At 62.4% G+C, this 19,105-nt stretch carries 14 protein-coding genes; 1 reads left to right on the forward strand and 13 read right to left on the reverse strand.

Annotated features, from left to right (window positions below; translation table 11 throughout):
* Positions 1 to 72: 72 nt before the first annotated feature.
* From aceK to AC1DS5_RS15135, 5 genes are all read right to left on the reverse strand, one after another.
* Positions 73 to 1,950: a bifunctional isocitrate dehydrogenase kinase/phosphatase gene (aceK, locus tag AC1DS5_RS15115; protein ID WP_477719076.1), complete on the reverse strand. Its 1,878-nt coding sequence runs from the start codon at positions 1,948 to 1,950 to the stop codon at positions 73 to 75.
* Positions 1,951 to 1,990: 40 nt separating this feature from the next.
* Entirely contained in the window at positions 1,991 to 2,653 is a 663-nt protein-coding gene (gene can, locus AC1DS5_RS15120) for a carbonate dehydratase (RefSeq protein WP_477719077.1), read from the reverse strand.
* 80 nt (positions 2,654 to 2,733) lie between these two features.
* Positions 2,734 to 3,915, reverse strand: coding sequence for an isovaleryl-CoA dehydrogenase (locus tag AC1DS5_RS15125; protein ID WP_477719078.1), 1,182 nt, complete (start codon positions 3,913 to 3,915; stop codon positions 2,734 to 2,736).
* Between the two features lie 116 nt (positions 3,916 to 4,031).
* The gene (locus tag AC1DS5_RS15130) at positions 4,032 to 4,475 is read right to left on the reverse strand and encodes a PaaI family thioesterase (protein ID WP_477719079.1); all 444 of its coding nucleotides are present in this window, start codon (positions 4,473 to 4,475) and stop codon (positions 4,032 to 4,034) included.
* A 185-nt stretch (positions 4,476 to 4,660) separates the two neighbouring features.
* Complete coding sequence (locus tag AC1DS5_RS15135) at positions 4,661 to 5,086, reverse strand: MerR family transcriptional regulator (RefSeq protein WP_477719080.1); 426 nt, start codon at positions 5,084 to 5,086, stop codon at positions 4,661 to 4,663.
* Between the two features lie 163 nt (positions 5,087 to 5,249).
* Between AC1DS5_RS15135 and AC1DS5_RS15140 the strand changes: the two genes are divergently transcribed.
* A complete protein-coding gene (locus AC1DS5_RS15140) occupies positions 5,250 to 6,389 on the forward strand; it encodes an MBL fold metallo-hydrolase (protein ID WP_477719081.1) in 1,140 nt (379 codons plus the stop codon).
* Between the two features lie 81 nt (positions 6,390 to 6,470).
* Here the strand turns inward: AC1DS5_RS15140 and AC1DS5_RS15145 are convergent, their stop codons facing one another.
* The 8 genes from AC1DS5_RS15145 to glyS all read right to left on the reverse strand — a co-directional run bounded on the left by AC1DS5_RS15145 (position 6,471) and on the right by glyS (position 19,095).
* On the reverse strand, positions 6,471 to 8,036 hold the full coding sequence (locus AC1DS5_RS15145) for a sensor histidine kinase (RefSeq protein WP_477719082.1): 1,566 nt from the start codon (positions 8,034 to 8,036) through the stop codon (positions 6,471 to 6,473).
* Between the two features lie 49 nt (positions 8,037 to 8,085).
* A complete protein-coding gene (locus AC1DS5_RS15150) occupies positions 8,086 to 8,727 on the reverse strand; it encodes a response regulator (protein ID WP_477719083.1) in 642 nt (213 codons plus the stop codon).
* 186 nt (positions 8,728 to 8,913) lie between these two features.
* Positions 8,914 to 13,599 carry a PAS domain S-box protein gene (locus AC1DS5_RS15155; RefSeq protein WP_477719084.1) on the reverse strand — a complete coding sequence of 1,562 codons (4,686 nt, stop codon included), beginning with the start codon at positions 13,597 to 13,599 and terminating at the stop codon, positions 8,914 to 8,916.
* A 122-nt stretch (positions 13,600 to 13,721) separates the two neighbouring features.
* Positions 13,722 to 14,162, reverse strand: coding sequence for a response regulator (locus tag AC1DS5_RS15160; RefSeq protein WP_477719085.1), 441 nt, complete (start codon positions 14,160 to 14,162; stop codon positions 13,722 to 13,724).
* Between the two features lie 155 nt (positions 14,163 to 14,317).
* On the reverse strand, positions 14,318 to 15,340 hold the full coding sequence (locus AC1DS5_RS15165) for a M48 family metallopeptidase (protein WP_477719086.1): 1,023 nt from the start codon (positions 15,338 to 15,340) through the stop codon (positions 14,318 to 14,320).
* Between the two features lie 73 nt (positions 15,341 to 15,413).
* Positions 15,414 to 16,184 carry a lysophospholipid acyltransferase family protein gene (locus tag AC1DS5_RS15170; protein ID WP_477719087.1) on the reverse strand — a complete coding sequence of 257 codons (771 nt, stop codon included), beginning with the start codon at positions 16,182 to 16,184 and terminating at the stop codon, positions 15,414 to 15,416.
* Between the two features lie 103 nt (positions 16,185 to 16,287).
* Positions 16,288 to 16,860, reverse strand: a complete 573-nt coding sequence (gene gmhB, locus AC1DS5_RS15175) for a D-glycero-beta-D-manno-heptose 1,7-bisphosphate 7-phosphatase (RefSeq protein ID WP_477719088.1) — start codon at positions 16,858 to 16,860, stop codon at positions 16,288 to 16,290.
* 36 nt (positions 16,861 to 16,896) lie between these two features.
* Positions 16,897 to 19,095: a glycine--tRNA ligase subunit beta gene (gene glyS / locus AC1DS5_RS15180; RefSeq protein ID WP_477719089.1), complete on the reverse strand. Its 2,199-nt coding sequence runs from the start codon at positions 19,093 to 19,095 to the stop codon at positions 16,897 to 16,899.
* Positions 19,096 to 19,105: the final 10 nt, after the last annotated feature.

The following is a 19,105-nucleotide window of genomic DNA, read 5'->3' on the forward strand; positions in this document are numbered from 1 at the left end:
GATGTGTGTCCTTTCAGGGTTGAATGAAAACTGTGGTGCTGTTCTTGCGCGCTTGCCAGGCTCTTGCCGCGCTCAGGGTGTCATGCCGCTGAGGCCGGTCAACACCGGCTCAGGCGGAAGGTGGGTCAACAATTGGTTGTCATGGCGGTCGGATGCATGGCGCCGCGTGAAGCGCTTTTCCCGTTCATAGGGAAAGACGTCGTGCACATGGCCGGCCTGTATGCGCGCCTGGTGGCTTTGCCAGAAATCGGCATCCAGCAAATCACCGTGGTGCTTCATAAAGACTTCGCGCACGGCATCGTTGCCCAGCAGGAAGGGCGCGAAGGTTTCGGGAAACACGTCCTTGGGTCCGACGGAATACCAGACTTCACCGCTCATTTCTTCTTCGTCATTGTGCGGCGCCGGCACGCGGCGGAAATTGCAGTCGGTGATGTATTCGATCTCGTCGTAGTCGTAGAAAACAACCTTGCCGTGGCGCGTGATGCCGAAGTTCTTCCACAGCATGTCACCCGGAAAGATGTTGGCCGCCACCAGGTCCTTGATGGCGTTGCCGTATTCGACCACGGCGCGCTCGATCTGGTCTTTGGCGGCGGGCTCGCCGACGCCGGCGTCAAATGCTTCCTGCAGGTAAATGTTCAGCGGAATCATGCGCCGCTCGATATAAACGTGCTTGATGATCACTTCGGTGTTGCCGTCGCCGTCGCGGTCGCTGATCTCGAGCTGGCTGGGCGCAAACTTTTGAAGTTCGGCAATCAGTTCGTCATCAAACCGCGCGCGCGGAAAGGCCACTTCACTGTACTCCTGGGTATCGGCCATGCGGCCCACGCGGTCATGCTGCTTGACGAGCAGGTATTTGCCCTTGATCTGCTCGCGACTGGTGTCTTTTTGCGGCGGATAGTAGTCCTTGATGACCTTGAAGACATAAGGGAACGAGGGCAGGTCGAACACCAGCATCACCATGCCCTTGATACCTGGCGCAATGCGGAACTTGTCGGTGGAGTGCCGCAGGTGATGGAGGAAGTCGCGGTAAAAAAGCGTCTTGCCCTGCTTGGCCAGGCCCAGTGCGTTGTAGATTTCCGCACGCGGCATGTGCGGCATCATGCTGCGCAGAAACTGCACGTATGCCGACGGAATGCCCATGTCCACCATGAAGTAGGCGCGCGCAAAGCTGAACAGGATGAGCAGGTCATCCTCGCCAAACAACGCGGCATCGATCACCAGCTTGCCGCACTTGCTGTGCAATATCGGCAGGGCAAACGGCACTTCGTTGAAGCCGTTGATGATCTTGCCGACGACGTAAGCGCCCTTGTTGCGGAAAAACAGGCCCGACAGCACCTGGATCTGGAAATTGGCACGCAGCTTTACGTCGCTGAGCCGCTCGCTCATGGCCTCCAGCACATAGCCGGCATCGCGCTCCAGGTCTTCAAAATCCAGGCGCAGGTCAAAGTCGCGCACCAGCCTGATGATGATCTCGCGCAGGTTGTCGCGGGTCGGGTAGTACGCGCGGTAAGTCGGCCGCGCCGTCGGCTCCTCGTTTTCGATGTACTCGGTGCTGACGGCCGGCCGGACAAAGATGAAGTCGTTCTGGAAATAGCTGCGATGCAGTATCTTGGTGGTGACCGAGTTGAAAAAGGTCTCGGCCAGTTCGGGCTGGTGGTGATTGACCAGCAGCCCGATGTAATGCAGCTTGACCTGGTGCCAGACATCCATGGACTGCTCGCCCGCCTTGAACTCACGCTCCAGCCGCATCGACGCCTCGCGCACGCGCAGGTCGTAAAACTCGATGCGTTCGCGCTGGGCGCGTTGCTGGCCGTGCCAATCGGCGGTTTCGAAACGGTGCTTGGCGCGCGCCGACTCGGTGCGAAACAGCTGGTAGTGGCGGTTGAACCCGTCCATCATCGCTTTCGCAATGTCGTAGGCAATGGTGGAGTCAAGGCGCTGGGGAAACACGGCGAGTCCTGGTTTTGGCGCTGTCTGGCGTTATCTGGTGTTAACGGCTGTTCCAGAGGTCCCAGACGCGGTCCACCGCCTGGCGGTAGCGGGCATCCAGCTCCTCGGGGTCTGAAACACTCATCTGCAGGTCCTGCAGCAGGCCGTCATGCACGCCAAAGGCCCAGCCGTGCACGGTGACGTCCTGGTTGCGAGCCCAGGCGTCCACCATCACGGTGCTGACCGAGACGTTCACCACCTGCTCGATCACGTTGATGTCGCACAGGGCATTGGCCCGCACGTCTTCGCGCAGGCTGTCGAGCAGTTGGCGGTGCCGGTGGCGCACGTCCTGGATGTGGCGTATCCAGTTGTCGGCCAGGCCAATGCGCGCACCTTCCAGCGCGGCCTGCACGCCCGAGCAGCCGTAGTGCCCGACCACCATGATGTCCTTGACCTTGAGCCGCTCCACCGCGAACTGGATCGCGGACAGGGCGTTGAGGTCGGAATGCACCACGATGTTGGCCACGTTCCGGTGAACAAACACCTCGCCCGGCTCCAGCCCGGTGATCTGGTTGGCCGGCACGCGGCTGTCGGAGCAGCCAATCCACATGTACTTGGGGGTTTGCTGCTTGACCAGGCTGGTGAAAAATCCTGGCCGTTCGGCTTCCATTTGTGCCGCCCAGGCGCGGTTGTGGCTGAAAAGGTTTTCAAGTGATGCTGTCATGGGAACGATCTTAATCAGTTGCAGGCCGGGCGGCCTCACAGGGTCATCCCTTGGCCATTCGTTGCGCCAGGGTACGGGCCTCAGCAGGTTTCGGCAAACAGCTCACGGCCTATCAGCATGCGGCGGATTTCGCTGGTGCCGGCGCCGATCTCGTAGAGTTTGGCGTCGCGCCAGAGGCGTCCGAGCGGGTAGTCGTTGATGTAGCCGTTGCCGCCAAAAATCTGCACGCCCTCGCCGGCCATCCAGGTGGCCTTTTCGGCGCACCAGAGAATGACGGAAGCGCAGTCCTTGCGGACCTGGCGCGCATGCTCCACGCCACGCATGTCCAGGTTTTTAGCCACGGTATAGGCAAAGGAGCGGCCGGCCTGCAGCACGGTGTACATGTCGGCGACCTTGCCCTGGATCAGCTGGAATTCGCCGATGCTCTGGCCAAACTGCTTGCGGTCGTGGATGTAGGGCACCACGTTGTCCATCACCGACTGCATGATGCCCAGCGGCCCGCCGGTGAGCACGGCGCGTTCGTAGTCGAGGCCGCTCATCAGCACCTTGGCGCCGCTGTTCAGGCCGCCCAGAATGTTTTGCGCCGGAACTTCGACGTTGTTGAACACCAACTCGCCGGTGTGGCTGCCGCGCATGCCAAGCTTGTCAAGCTTTTGCGCCACCGAAAAACCCTTCATGCCCTTTTCGATCAGGAAGGCGGTCACGCCGCGGGCGCCCAGCTCGGGCTCGGTTTTCGCATAGACCACCAGGGTATCGGCGTCGGGGCCGTTGGTGATCCACATCTTGCTGCCGTTGAGCAGGTAATAGCCGCCCTTGTCTTCGGCCTTGAGCTTCATCGAAATCACGTCGCTGCCGGCGCCGGGCTCGCTCATGGCCAACGCGCCGACATGCTCACCAGAAATGAGCTTGGGCAGGTATTTCTGGCGCTGCGCATCGGTGCCGTTGCGCTTGATCTGGTTGACACACAGGTTGCTGTGCGCCCCATAGGACAGCCCCACGGAGGCGCTGGCCCGGCTGATCTCTTCCATGGCCACCATGTGGGCCAGGTAACCCATGCCGGCGCCGCCATACTCCTCGCCGACGGTGATGCCGAGCACGCCGAGCGCGCCCATTTTTTGCCACAGGTCCATCGGGAACTGGTCGTTGCGGTCAAGTTCGGCCGCACGCGGCGCGATTTCGGCTTGCGCAAATTCACGCACGGCGTCACGCAGGGCATCGGTCTCTTCGCCGAGCTGGAAGTCAAGTCCTGGCAGGTTGGTCATGATGGGCTTTCTGGGTAGGTTGCAGGTTATAGCCAGGCGCCTTGGGGCAGCTTGTGGCGGCTCGGCAGCTTCTGGGCGGTTTTTCTGTGAGTTATCAGTGAGCGGTCAAAGAGCCGTCAATAGGTCTTGGGGACGGGAACAAGCGTCTGCTGCATCAGCGCGCAAGCGCTTTCCTTCCCGTTGGCACCGACATGCACCACGTCGGCAGTGGTCACGATGATTCGCTTGCCGGCCCTGACGACACGGCCGGTCGCCCGGAGTTCACCATCCTTGAAGGCGGCCATGAAATTGATCTTGTATTCGACCGTGGTGACTTCAGCCTCGAGCGGTGCCACCGTCAGGGCGGCATAGCCCCCGGCAATGTCCGCCAGCGCACCCATGGCGCCGCCATGGAAACCGCCCTGCTGCTGGGTGACGCGCTCTGAATACGGCAGCGCAATTTCGCACAAGCCGGTCTCCACCCGCAGCAGCCGCGCGCCGAGGTGCTGCATCATGCCCTGGCGTAAAAAACTCGCTTCAATGCGCTGAAAAAGCGCTGACGGCGCGGAAAGTGCATCCATGGGGAGGGCCTTCTGTCGAGAGTGCTGTCGGGAGCAAATGGGGTCACGCCTTAATTGACGTTTACGTAAACGTCAATTATGAACCATTTGACCCGGGCGCAGCAAGCCTCCGGCAATTGTTGATACCGCTGAGATGGTTGAAATGGTTGAAAACAGTTGAACCAGCCAGGCGCAGAAACAGGGATTCAAGCGTGGCTGTTTTTGGTTTTGGTGTTGTCTTTGGCTTTGGCCGCCTTGTCGAGCAGCGCCTTGGCCTCTTTCTCGTGGGTGCGGATCTCGTCCAGATTGGCCTGCAGGTCGAGCATTTGCGCTTCCAGCTTCTTGCGGTGCTCGGTCAGCACGGCCAGGAATTTTTTCAGTTGCGGGGCGGTGTCGCGCGGGCTGTCGTAGGAATCGATGATTTCCTTGGCCTCCACCAGCGACAGCCCCAGCCGCTTGGCGCGCAAGGTGAGCTTGAGCCGGGTGCGGTCCCGCGCCGTGTACACGCGGTTGCGCCCGCCCGGCCCGATGCGCTGGGGCTGCAGCAGGCCCATGTCTTCGTAAAACCGCATGGCGCGGGTGGTCAGGTCAAACTCTTTGGCAAGGTCGCTGATGGTGTAAGTCGTGGCCATGATGAATTGGGTGGGTACTGAACAGGGATCAACAGGACAAAAGCCGGCAAAAAGCAGGGAAGCAGGGAAGCAGGGCGGCACAGGCACAGCGCGCGGCCGGCGTCGTCACTACAATGATTCAACATGACGTTTACGTAAACGTCAAATATAGCGCGAATATTACATGAACCACCTTGAACAGCAGCTCGAGTACCCGTTTGCCGACACCCTGCCCGAGGCCGGCACGGCGCTCGAGGTCGCACCAGGCGTCAAGTGGATACGCATGGCGCTGCCGTTCGCGCTGGACCACATCAACCTGTGGCTGCTGCGCGATGAGCTCGATGATCCGCACAACGCCGGCGCAACAATCCAGGGCTGGAGTGTGGTGGACTGCTGCATCAGCAGGGAGGAGTCCAGAGCGCAGTGGGAAAGCATTTTTTCGACCCAGCTGGAGGGCCTGCCGATCCTGCGTGTCATCGTGACCCACATGCACCCGGACCACATGGGCCTGGCGCACTGGCTGTGCCGGCACTGGACGACGGCAAGCCATGTTTGCCGCCTGTGGATGAGCGCCACCGACTACCATAGCGCCCGCCTCGGCGCTCAGAGCACCACCGGCTTTGGCGGAGACAGCGCCGCCCTCTTTTTCGCCTCCCACGGCCTGACCGATCCGGAATCCGTCGAGAAAATCAGGGGCCGGACCGGCTACTACGCCAGCATGGTGCCCGAGGTGCCGGACAGTTTTTGCCGCCTGGCCGACGGACAGGTGATCCGCATTGGCGGGCGGGACTGGCGGTGTATCAGCGGCTATGGCCATGCGCCGGAGCACATGGCGCTGTACTGCGCCGATGTCTCCTCGTCCACCTTGTCCGCCCCGTTCACCTCCTCCCCGAAACCGGCGCCGGTGCTGATTTCCGGCGACATGGTGCTGCCGCGCATTTCCACCAATGTGAGCGTTTACGACATGGAGCCCGAATCCAATGCGCTCAGCCAGTTTCTCGCGTCCATCGACAAATTCGCGCCGCTGGATGAGGCCACGCTCACCCTGCCTTCGCACGGCAAACCGTTCCGCGGCCTGCACACACGCATCCAGCAGCTTCATGACCACCACCGGGACCGGCTCGAAGAGGTGATGCAGGCCTGCAAGGCAAGCCCCTGCAGCGCTGCGGACATCCTGCCCGTCATGTTCAAACGCAAGCTGGATTTGCACCAGACGACCTTCGCGATCGGCGAGTCGATCGCGCACCTGCATTTGCTGTGGTTTGGCGGGCAGCTCAGGCGCTCGCTGGACCCTGACGGGGTTTACCGCTTCAGCGCAGCCTGACATGCCGCGGGCGGTGCTGCGGTACCGCGGTGCGTGATGTGTGGTGTTTGGTGTGTGATGCGTCGGGCTTTCAGGCGGCCATCAGGCGCTGTCCGCAGCGTGCGGCAGCGCCATGAAAAAACTGGCCCCGGCCTGGTCAGCGGTTTCAGCCCAGACCTTGCCGCCGTGCAGGGCCGCAACCCCCTTGACGATCGCCAGACCCAGGCCGTTGCCCGGGAAGTCGGCTGAAGAGTGCAGGCGCTGGAAAGCGGTGAAAAGCTTGCCGCTGTAGGCCATATCAAAGCCCGCACCATTGTCGGACACCAGCAGGACCAGTTCGCCGCGCCTGCGGCCGGGCGTCAGCCCCACCTTGATCCAGCCCTCGGCTTTTTTCGAGGTGAATTTCCAGGCGTTTTCCAGCAGGCAGGCCAAGGCCGTCGCCAGCAGCCCCTTGTCGCCGACCAGCAGCAGGCTGGCATCCATCTCGATCGCCACGTTGCGGCCCGGCTCGCGTTTGCGCAAATCGTCGACCAGTGCGCGGCAGACGGGTACAAGGTCGAACTTCTCAGGATTGCCGGAGAGCTCCGGCAGCTGGACCAGGGTTCGCAGGTCATCCACCAGCTTGGCCAGCTGACGGGTGCTGGCCTGAATGCGGTTCACATAGTGCAGCCCGGACGCATCGAGCGCCGTCGAATAGTTTTTTGCCAGCATTTTCGCGAACCCGTTGACGGCATGCAGCGGCCCCTGCAAGTCGTGGGACACCGCACGGGTGAAAGCGGCCACATCGCGCCTGGCTTTTCCCAGTTCGCTCTGGCACTTGGCCAGCTCCTGCTCCAGTTCTGCATTGACCCGCCGCAAGGCGCCATCGGCCAGGTGGCGCTGCGAGACATCCGCCAGGCTCACGAAAACAGCCTGCTGGCCGTTCCAGCTGAGCGGGCCGCATGCCAATTCCACCAGCACCTGCTGCCCATCCGCCTTTTGCTGTTGGCACAGGCGCAACTCGAGCTGGCCCTCCGCGACGCCTTTGTCCAACGCCAGCGAACCGAGCAACGCGGCGCCTTCTCCCTCGGGAAATAGCGCCTCCATGCCCAGCGCCAGGAACTTCTTGCGCTCAATGCCATAAAACTCGACGGCCGCCTGGTTGACAGCGAGGATGCGCATGGAGCTGTCGTCAAAGATCCACATCGGATTGGGATTCGCCTCAAAAATCAGCTGGTTGTAGCGCTCGCTGTCTTCCAGCACATCCAGCAACCTTTGCGTGGACGAGACATCCCTGAGGCTGACGACGTAGCCGGGGGGCTGCCTCGTGAACGCATACCGGACCCACTTGTCTTCAAACTTGTCGTGGGCAACGAAGGCGTGCCGCGCGGCAAAGGTCAGGGCCTGGCCCGTGGCGCTCTGATGCTGCTCGGTGATTTCTTCGGGCACGGCGTCCCAAAAATCGAGGCCGGACAGGGCCGGCAGCGCGCAATGCAGGAGTTCCAGCGCGCGGGAATTCGCCTCGGTGATCCGGCCCTGGTCGTCGAGCAATACCGTACCGTCGCCGGCCTGCTCCAGAGGCCCCCAGCCCAGTTCCGCCGGCGCCGCCGAACGATCCCCGTTCTGCGCACCCGGGCCGGGCATCTTGTCTGCCAGCTTCATCCCGAACAGGTTGAGGAATCGGCTCATGAGGATTGTTTGCTTCGGGCTCGCTTGCTTCAGGTTTCGGTGCAGCCTGTTAATGCCACTTGCGGTTGGCGGTCACCAGTGCCGTGACATACCCGTGCAGCCAGTCGAAATTCACCGGCTTCTGCAACCGGTGGGCATCCGGCGGCAGACCGCCCCGCTCTTCAATGGCCTCGGGCGGCAAGCCACTGATCACAATAATCTGCATGTCCGCCAGCTGCTGGTTGCGCTTGAGGGCCTTGAGCATTTCAATGCCATCGACGCCGGGCATGGACAGGTCGGTAATCAGCAAGTCCGGACGCATGCTGGCAATGTCCATCAAGGCCTCGAGTGCGGATGGCATCCAGGTGCAATCGACCGGCAGGTCCCAGTCCTCAAACTGGAGCTGGTACAGCTCCCGGGTGGCCTCGTCGTCCTCGACCAGCAGCACGCGCAAACGGTTCTTCGGGTCGGTGTCGACCTTGGTGGTTTGCGGGTTGTTTTTGGCCAGATAGGCATTGATGGACTGCAGGGCAATCCGGCGATGGCCTCCCAGGGTCTTCCAGGCGTCTATTTCTCCTTTTTCGACCAACGACTGCACCGTGGCGACCGATAGCCCGAGCAGCTTGGCAGCATAGCTGGTGCCACAGTAATCTTCACTGGAGAAGTCCGTCGCACTGATGGCATCTTCAAAGGATTTGGGTTCACGCGGCATGGTGGCCTGTTGTAACAGAGATGGGACTTGTCATTTTCAGCATTTTAATTACTTCAGCAATTTAAAACAGGCGGCGAAAACCGGGGCAACGCAAATAAAGACCGGGGCGAGGTGTGGCGTCCGGCGGGGAATGCGTGAGGAAAGCGAGAAAAGTTGGCGAGAGTGGGGTGGATCGGGCTGATCTGCTCAGACCGAAATAGCGGTCCTGGGCAGGGTAAAGAAAAAAGTGGCCCCGCCGCCGGGCTCGGATTGCGCCCACAGCCGGCCGCCGTGCCTGCCAATCACACGGCTGGCCGAGGCCAGCCCGATGCCGGTGCCGGCAAACTCCGACGCCGCATGCAAACGCTGAAAAGGGTTGAACAGTTTGTCGACATACGCCATGTCGAAACCGGCACCGTTATCCCGGACCATGAAGACCGGCAGCCCTGCTGCGTCGGGTTGCTGGCTGACGCTGATGCTCGCCTCGGCTTTACGCGAGGTGAACTTCCAGGCATTGCTCAGCAGGTTTTCCATCACCACGCCCAGGAGGCGCGAGTCGCCATGCGCCTGCAGGCCACGTTCAATATGGACCGCGACCCGGCGTTCGGGATCGCGCGCCTGCCACTCACCCAGAATCCGCCGGGACAGCGCAGAAAGGTCCACCGCTTCCATCCGCAGCTGCGCGCGCGATACCTGTGCCAGCGAAAGCAGGTCTTCAATCAATTGCCCCATCTGCGCCACGCCCGCCTGGATGCGCGACAGGTAGTGCCGGCTCTTCTCGTTGACATTGCCGGGAAGCTGCTTGGACAGCAGGCGGCTGAACCCGTCAATGGTGTTGAGCGGTGAGCGCAGGTCGTGGGAGACAGAATACGAGAAGGCCTCGAGCTCGTGGTTTGACAGGCGCAAGGCGGCCTCGATGGCCTTGATTTCGGTGATGTCCGCATCAATGCCCACCCAAAAGGCCAGTTCGCCCCGCTCGTCAAGCACCGGCGTGGCCCGGGAGGACATGGTGTGGTAGCTGCCGTCCCTGGCGCGCAGGCGGCGGATGTTCTCATACTGCGACTTGCTGGCGCTGGCCAATTGCCAGCTCGCCTTGACCTCGGGCAGGTCTTCCGGATGGATCGCAGTCAGCCATCGCGCCCCGGCCCAGTCCCTGAACCGGCCTCCCACCAGGTCAAACCAGGCCTGGTTGTAATACGTTGCGGCGCCGCCCGGGTCGGCGGTCCACACCACCTGCGGCGCCCGCTCGGCCAGGGCGCGGAACAAAGCCTCCTGCCGGGTCAGCGCGGCGGTGCGCTCCGCAACTTTTTGCTCGAGCCCCGCATTGAGCCGACCCACTTCTTCCAGCAACTGGACATTTTCTATGGCGATGGAGGCGAGCTGCGCAAGCTCCATCGCCACATATTCATCCTGCTGGGTGAACTCGCCCTCGTATTTGTCCGAGAGCTGGAGCACGCCCATGTTTTGTCCGCTCCGGGCCACCAGGGGTACCGCCAGCCAGCCGCGCATCGCGGGGTGCTTGTCGGCATGGCTGCCAAAGCCGCGCCAGCGCGGGTGCGCTTCCAGCTCGGCCTGGGTCAGCCGCATGGACCGGTTGTTCTCGCAGATGGCGGCGTAGATGCCGGTGCCGTCCGGTGGCTTCATCCGATCACGGTATGCCGCATATTTCTCGGACAGGGACAGCGCGTTGATGGCCTGCGCCCAGTCGCTGTTCATGGTCAGGCTCACCGCGGACTGGTGGGCGCCAATCACCCCCCGGGCCTGCTCGGCAACTTCCTGCATGGTGCCATCCAGCGTCTGGTGCCAAGTGATGGCCGCGGCGGCGTCGGCGGCGCGCTGCAGGGTGAACAGGTATTCCTGGGCATCCTTTTCGGCCTTCACCTGCGAGCTCACATCGAACGCAACCACCAGCCGCGCCGGTCTGCCTTCGTACTGGATCTTGCGGGAAACCGTCTCGACATGCCAGTCGGCGCCGTCCCTGGCACGGTGCACGCGGCGGTTGACGGGCTTGTGGACTCCGCTGGCGATTTCAGCCTTCAAGCGCTGGACCTCATCCTCCGAACGGATATCAAAAATCGTCATGCCCAGCAATTCTTCGCGCGTGTAACCGTAGCGCTCGGTGCACGCGCCATTGACCGCCAAAAAGGCATTGGTCTGTCCATCAACGATCCACATCGGCACCGGTGCGGCCTCGAACAGCGCGGCATAACGCTGCTCGCTGTCGATGAGCGCCTGCCGGGCCAGCTTGCGCTGGGTGATGTCCCGCTCGACCGCCACCCAATGCCTGAACCCGCCCTGGGCGTCGGCAACGGGAACAATGTCGAGGTCGAGCCAGAACGGCTCGCCGCTCTTGGTGTAATTGATCAGCTCAGCCTGGACCGGCTGCCACTTCCGTAGCGCCGCACCGATGCGATCAAGCTCGGCGAGCTGGGTCTGGGGTCCCTGCAAAATGCGCGGGGTCTTGCCCAGCACCTCTTCACGGCTGTAGCCCGTGCGGCGCACGAACGCGTCATTGACAAAGACAATGCGGGGCCCGGGCTCGTCAAAGGGCTCCGCTTCGGTGATGACCACCATGTCATTGAGGCGTGAAATGCTGGCCTCCAGCAGGCGCAGGTGCTCCCTTGACTCATGCTGCGCAGTGATGTCCTGTAAGGCGCCGGCAAGCCGCACCACCTTGCCATCCTGCATGAACGCCTGGCCCTGCGTCCGCACCCAGATGCGCCGGCCCGTCCGCGTGGTCAGGGGTGACTCCAGGTCCCAGGGCGTCCCATGGTCGATCGCCGCCTGCACCGTCGCCAGGAACACCTCCCGCGCGCCCGGGGGGTAGGCATTTTTGACATCTTCCACATTCAGCGCGGTGCCCGGCCTCAGGTCAAGCAGCCGGTACAGCTGTTCAGAGTAGGTCAGGTGCAGGCCCTCCACCACCAGTTCCCATCCACCCACCTTGGCCATTTCACCGGTGCGACGCAGCAGATCGGAACTGGCGACGAGCGCCAGCTCGGACTGTTTGCGCGCCGTGATGTCCTGCACCATGCCGGAGAAGTGGGCCGCCTGCCCTTTTTCGCCCACGTGGTACTTGCCCAACTGGTAAAACCACAGGACATTCATCGCCGGTGTCATGATGCGGTACTCGGCCACAAAATCGGAACCCCGCTGCAGGGACTGTTCACGGCTCAGCACGTAATCGGCCCTGTCGTCCGGATGAATCAGCTGCAGGAAGGTTTCGTAACGCCCGTCAAACGACTCAGGCGTGAAGCCGGTCAGCTCGTAGACCTCGTCCGACCACCAGATGCGCTGGGTCACCGGATCAAGCTCCCAGCTGCCCATGCGGCCCAGACGCTGGGAATCCAGCAGCTTGTGCTGGACCGCGCGCAGCTTGTCATAGCTGCGTGCCTGCGCCAGCTGCAACTGCTCCAGCTTTGTGATGTCAGCAAACACCATCAACGCGCCCACCTGCCCGGCGCTGCCGTGCAGGGGCCGGTAAGTGCAGCTGATCAGGCGTCCCGCAGGCACGGCGGCGTTGCGCATCAGGATGTGCTGCGGCCCACCGCTTTGCCCCTGAAGAGCCTTGTACAGCGGCAATTGGTCAAAGGCGTACAAAGTGTCGGTGCCGGGCACATACAGCCCGAGGTGCTGCGGCCATTCGGCGGACAACACCGTGGGGGCCTGCGCCAGCACATCCGCGGCAAACAGCCGCGAGGAGGCCGCTTCGTTGACCAGCAGCGGGCGGCCAGAGGCGTCTACGGCGACCAGGCCCTCCTGCATGCTGTTGATCGTCAGGTCCAGCGTGGCCCGTGCCTGCTGGCTTCGCGCCAGTTCGGCTTCAAGGTCCTGCTCGCGCTGCTGAAGCGCCTCGGCCATGACGTTGAAACCGCCGGCAATTTTGGTGAACTCACCCGCATCCTCAACCGCGGGCATCGGGATGCGTACATCCCGCCGGCCGTTCTGAAGCAAGCGGGTCGCGTCAAGAATTTCCCGGGTGGGCTTCACGATGGTGCGCCCTCCCATCATCCAGGCAATCCAGGCCCCGAGAAACGCCACCAGCGCGAGGACGGCCAACTCAATCCACAGCTGACGCTGACCGGGCCCCACGACGAGTTCACGGTTGATGCTGATCGCGACGAAAAAGGCTGTGTCTGCCAGGGGACTGCTGGGCATGAAGGCCCAGAGCCGCTGCTGACCCGCGGCGTCCACGCCTTCGCGCACGCCGGTGCTCATCGTCTTCACGGCGTCCTGCAAAACCTGGCTGGCAGCCTTTTGCCCAACCTTGATGGGGAGCTCGGGTTTGCTCGCCAGCAACACGCCATGGCGATCGTGGATGCCCACCGCGGCACCGGGCGGCACCTGAATGGCGGCAACCGACTTCGCCATCTCGGTCAAATCGACCGCAACATAGACAACGCGCAGGACCTGCCCGTCCTCGCCAAGCACCGGCAACGCAAATGTGATGCTGGGTTTTCCCGACAGGCGCCCCAGGATGTACTCGCCGGCGACAAAACTGCGGCGAGCCACTGCGGCGCGAAAATAGTCGCGATCCCCCAGGTAAGCCGGCCGGCTGTCGATTCCGTGGCAACGTGCATAACCGTCAACGCCAATGATGCCCAGGTTGGCGTAGATGGAGAACTTCTCCCGCAAGGTTTTGAAATACCGTTGGCAGTCCAGTGATTTCTCGCTGGTCAGGCCGGGCATGCTGGCAATCGAAATCAGGATCTGGTGCGCAGATTCGGCTACCCGGGCCTGGTTGGCAGCGACCAGTGAAACGGCAAACTGCAGGTTGGCGGTGGCGCGTTTGATGGCCGCATCCGAGTCGACCCAAGCCTTGAAAATGGACAGGCCAAACAGCGGGACAATCGCCGCAACCACCAGCATAACCAGGCGCGTCCGCAGCGTCATCCGACCCATCATCGCATCAGCCTTTCAAATGGCGACTGCCGTGCAGGAATTGGCACGCCGGCCAACGCAGGCACAGCCCGCATCAAGCGGTGGAGCCTGAATGTGGGATGACGCGCGGACCGTCATCCCGTCGCGGTTGACTCATTGACGTTCAGCCAATAGGCCTGCAGGCAATTGAGTTTTTCGGTGAAGTCCCCAAAGTCGACCGGTTTGCGCACAAAACCGTTGGCCCCACTCTGGTAGCAGGCCACGATGTCAGACTGTTCGCTGGACGACGTCAGCATCACCACCGGCACCAGGGCCGTCAGGGGATTGCTGCGGACACTGCGCAGCACGTCCAGTCCGGACAGCTTGGGCAGCTTCATGTCCAGCAGGATCAGCGAAGGCTGCTTTTGGGTGTCACGGCCGGCATGGCTGCCCTGCCCAAACAGGTAATCCAGCGCCTGGGCGCCATCGCGCGCGACCGCAATCTCGGCGGACACGCCCTGCTCTTCCAGCGTCAGTACAGTCAGCTCAAGGTGGTCGGGATTGTCTTCAACGACCAGTATCAGCTTGTGGTTCATGAGTTTTCCCGATTACGACTATCAACTTCCCTGTGATTTTATGGTTTTAGTCAGATTAAGGGGTTAAACTCCATTGTTACGATTCCTTACTTTCGTGACTTACCTCATGGAAGCACCAAATTTTTGCCGCGGACCAGCACACTCCGGGCCCTGAGTCACCAGCGGGGAATGGCTTCATCCTTCAATTGCCCGCGCAACTCAGCATAATCGGGTACGACCGCCCGCACAGTGTCCCAGAAACGCGGGCTGTGATCCATCACCCGCAAGTGGCTCAACTCGTGAACCACCACGTAGTCAATCACCGACTGCTTGAAATGAATCAGCCGCCAGTTCAGGCGGATGGAGCCATCAGCGCTGGCGCTGCCCCAACGCGTGCCGGCACTGCTCAGGCTCAGCTTGCGCCACTGTACCCCCAGATGCGGGGCAAAATGATTCAGCCGCTCGGTGAAAATGCGCTTGGCCTGGCGCATCAGCCAGGCCTGCACGGTATCGCGGATCTGCTCGGGCGTGGCGCTGTTGGGCAGGCCCACATGCAGGCTCAGCTGTGCCACGCCGGGCCGCATGTCGTTATGCGGCTCATTGTCAGCGTGCAGCAAAACCTCGGCGGCGCGGGTCTTGAGCTCGGCGCCCACGCCGCCAAACGCATGGCGCGAATCGATCGCCACCATGACCGGCTCACCCAGAAAAGGAAGGGTGACGCCGTCTTTCCAGTCGATGCGCGCAGACTCGAGCCGGTGATGGCGCTCGCGGCTTTCCTGCAGCTTCTTGAGGATCCAGCCCGACTTCTCCAGCACGGCCTTGTCAATTTCATACAGCGGCACCCATTTGGGCGCACTGACCGCGAGTCCGTCGGTGCCCACAGAAAACCCGATGGTGCGGCGTTTACCCCGTCTGAATTCATAAGCCACCAACACGCCATCGAGCAGGGCCTCGCGCTTGGCGCGTGGATGGCGAAAAGTGGCCGGCCCCAGCGCCTGCTGCAGGGTCTGAGGGGGAAGATCATCCGTGGACGGGCTGGCGCTTGCTATTTTTTCAATAGCAGAATGCGCGTTACTTTCGGGGACTTGCGGCGGTATGTCGTTTGAAGCCGGCGCGGCTTCAGGACCTGCGGCGTTCGCAGGAGGTGCCGGCTCCCGCTCAAAGAGGTCGAGAGTGAGCTGTACAAGCCTTTGCATCATGGCAGTTTAGCGGGCGCGGCGGCCGGGCACCAGACCGATCTCGGCTTGTAAGCCACTTGTCCGCCTGAATGGCTCAGGCAGAGGGCGCGTTTGGCACCGCGTCACTGACGGTGGTGTAAGCCTCCGGGTCGAGCCGGTGCATCTCGGCTTCAATCCACCGCTCCACTTCCCGCATCAGCTCATCGGGTTTTCGGCCGGTGCTGTCAATCGGCTTGCCAATCGAGATGTCCACCACGCCCGGCCTTTTGATGAAGGCCTTGCGCGGCCAGCACTTGGCCGACGTCACGGCAATCGGAATCACCGGCGCGCCGGTTTCAATGGCCAGCCGTGTGCCGCCGGATTTGTAAACCCCTTTTTGCCCGCGTGGAATCCGCGTTCCCTCGGGAAACATGATCACCCAGGTCCCCTGGCTCATCAGCCGCTTGCCCTGCGCGACGACCTTGTTGAAGGCCTGCGCCCGCTGGCTGCGGTCGATATGGATCATGTCCATGCGCGCCATGGCCCAGCCAAAAAATGGCACGTAGAGCAACTCTTTCTTGAACACGTAGGCCAGCGGATGCGGCATCAGCGTTGGCATGCACAGGGTCTCCCAGGTGCTCTGGTGCTTGAGCAGCAGCACTGCGGCGCTGGTCTGTCCCGTGGGCAGGTTTTCCATGCCGGTCACCCGGTTTTTGATGCCCAGGATGACCGTGCCGCCGCTGACCGCCACGCGCAGCCAGCCCGCGCACATCCAGTACATGGTGGTGCTGCTGACAAACAGCGAGGCGATGATCACAAAAATGGCCCACGGAATCACCGTCAGGGCCATCCACAGCATGTGCAGGATGGATCGGATCAGGGGCATGTCAGTGTTCCGGCATTCGGGATGAATTTGAAAATCTTTTGAAGTTCTGCAAGCACTTGACGCCTGCTCCACCGGGCGCAGCAAGAACAGCAAGCCATACTGTTCACAGCGACGTCGGCAAAGGCCGGGCGTTGCGCTCCAGGAGGAAGTCGGCAAACGCCGACAGGTCCTGGTGCACCACAGTGCCCGGCGGCAAGCCTTCGGGCGGCGGGCCGCCGCGGTACTGCGCCGACTTGCCGGTGAGCACCAGGTGCGGCTCGCAACCGGCCGCGGCACCCGCCAGCAGATCACGCAGGGAATCACCGGCGGTCGGCACCCCCTTGAGCGGCACGCCAAAACGCGCACCGATCTGCTCGAACAGGCCCGGCAAGGGCTTGCGGCATTGGCAAGCCTCCTCGGGGCTGTGAGGACAATAAAACACGGCGTCGACACGCCCGCCCAGGGCGGCCAGCATCTGGTTCATTTTGGCGTGCATCGCATTGAGCGAGGCCACATCAAACAAGCCCCGCCCCAGGCCCGACTGGTTGGACGCAATGACGACATGCCATCCGGCATGGTTGAGCCGGGCAATCGCCTCCAGCGCACCGGGCAGCGGCATCCACTCCTCCGGCGTCTTGACGAAGTCGTCGCTGTCGCTGTTGATGGTGCCGTCGCGGTCGAGGATGACGAGTTTCATGGTGCTTTGCATTGAAGGGTCAGCCAGCGAGGGGGCTCATGTTGCCAGCTTGGACAGGTCGGCCACGCGGTTCATGGCCTGGTGCAGCGTGGCCAGCAGGCCGAGGCGGTTGGCGCGCAGAGCCGGGTCTTCGGCATTGACCATCACGCCATCAAAGAACGCGTCGACGGGTGCTTTCAGGGCGGCCAGCCCCTGCAGGGACGCCGCGTAGTCACCGGCGGTGAAAGCCGCATCGGCTTTCGGCCCGACGGACTGCAGCGCTTCGGCCAGTGCCTGTTCCGCCGCTTCCTGCAGGAGTTCCGGCCTGATGCTGGCCTCCACCGCGCCATCGGCTTTCTTCAGGATGTTGCCGACACGCTTGTTGGCCGCGGCGAGTGCCGGCGCCTCGGGCAATGCCGCGAAGGCGCGCACGGCAGCCAGGCGTTTGGCGACATCGCCCAGGCGCTGGGGCTTGAGCGCCAGCACGGCATCGACTTCTTGCGCGCTGTAGCCCTGCTCGCGCAGGGAGCCGGCGAGGCGGTCGTAGATGAAGCTTGCAAGTTCCTGCCCCGTTGAATTAGCCACTCCAAAGTGTTTATTCAACGACTGCAGGAGATTCTCATCCGCGTCTGGTGGCATCAATTGGATGGGTACAAGCGTTCCTCCGCAGAACTGCTCTACAAACGGACGAGTCGCCACTGCAAGCAAGCGATGAAGTGAAAGCGGCAGATCCTTCTCAACCAGCATGCGAATCACGCCCAGCGCATGGCGGCGCAGCGCGAACGGGTCCTTGTCGCCCGTGGGTAGGTTGCCAATGCCAAACATGCCGACCAGGGTTTCCAGTTTGTCGGCCAACGACACGATCACGCCAACATTGCCGCGCGGCAAGTCGTCGCCCGCAAAACGCGGCTTGTAGTGGTCTTCAATCGCATCGGCCACGTCCACGGCCAGGCCATCATTGAGCGCGTAATAGCGACCCATGGTGCCTTGCAATTCCGGGAACTCGCCGACCATGTCGGTCACCAGGTCGGTCTTGGCCAATTGCGCAGCCTGATCGGCTTGTTGCACCAATGTCGCGTCGCCCAGCTTTTCGGCGATTGCCCGGGCAATGGCGCGGACCCGCTCCATACGCTCGCCCTGCGAACCCAGCTTGTTGTGATAAACCACCTTGCCCAGCCCGTCCACGCGCGAGGCCAGCGTTTTCTTGCGGTCCTGGTCGAAGAAGAATTTGGCATCGGCCAGGCGCGGGCGTACGACGCGCTCGTTGCCGCCAATCACCGCGCTCGCATCGGTGGGGCTGATGTTGCTGACCACAAGGAACTTGTGGGTCAGCTTGCCCTGCGCATCGAGCAGCGGGAAGTATTTCTGGTTGGCCTTCATCGTGAGGATCAGGCACTCCTGCGGCACGTCGAGGAATTCCTTTTCGAACTCGCAGACCAGCACGTTGGGGCGCTCGACCAGTGCGGTCACCTCATCGAGCAAGGCGTCGTCTTCAATCGCCCGGGCACCACCGCCCACCTTGGAAGCAGCAGTCGCCAGCTGGCGGGCGATCTCGGCCTTGCGTTCGGCAAAGCTGGCGATGACCGCGCCATCCATTTGCAGCGTGGCCGCGTAGCTGTCAGCGTTCTGCAGCACCACCGGGTCGACCGCAGCCTCAAACCGATGGCCGTGCGTGATGTTGCCGGCCTTCAGGCCCAACGCTTCAATGGCGACGACATCGCTGCCGTGCAGCGCGACCAGTCCGTGCGCGGGGCGCACAAACTTGACGTCGCTCCAGCCATCGGCCAGCTGATAGGTCATGACCTTGGGAATCGGCAGTTTGGCAATCGCTTCGTACAGGGCTTTCTGCAGGCCCTCCGCCAGCGTGGCGCCAGTCACGGTGCTGTTGTAGAAAAGCGCTTCCGCCTTTCCATCCGGTGCGCGTTTGAGGCCCGCCACGGCAGAGGCATCGGCGCCCAGCGCCTGCAGCTTTTTCAGCAGGGCCGGTGTGGCACTGCCCGACGCGTCGAGCCCGACGGTGACGGGCATGAGTTTTTGCGAGACCGCCTTGTCGGCGGCCTGCGCAGCGACAGCCGTCACATGCGCGGCAAGACGGCGTGGCGAGGCAAAAGACGTGAGTGCCGATTCAGCAGTCGTCAGGCCTTGCGCCTTGAGCTGCTCAAGCAGCACGCCAGCAAACGCATCCCCTAATTTCTTGAGCGCCTTGGGCGGCAGCTCCTCCACAAACAGTTCAACCAGAAGGTTTTGGGTAGTCATCGTCATCGCT

The organism is Polaromonas sp. P4_H1 (assembly GCF_056400945.1).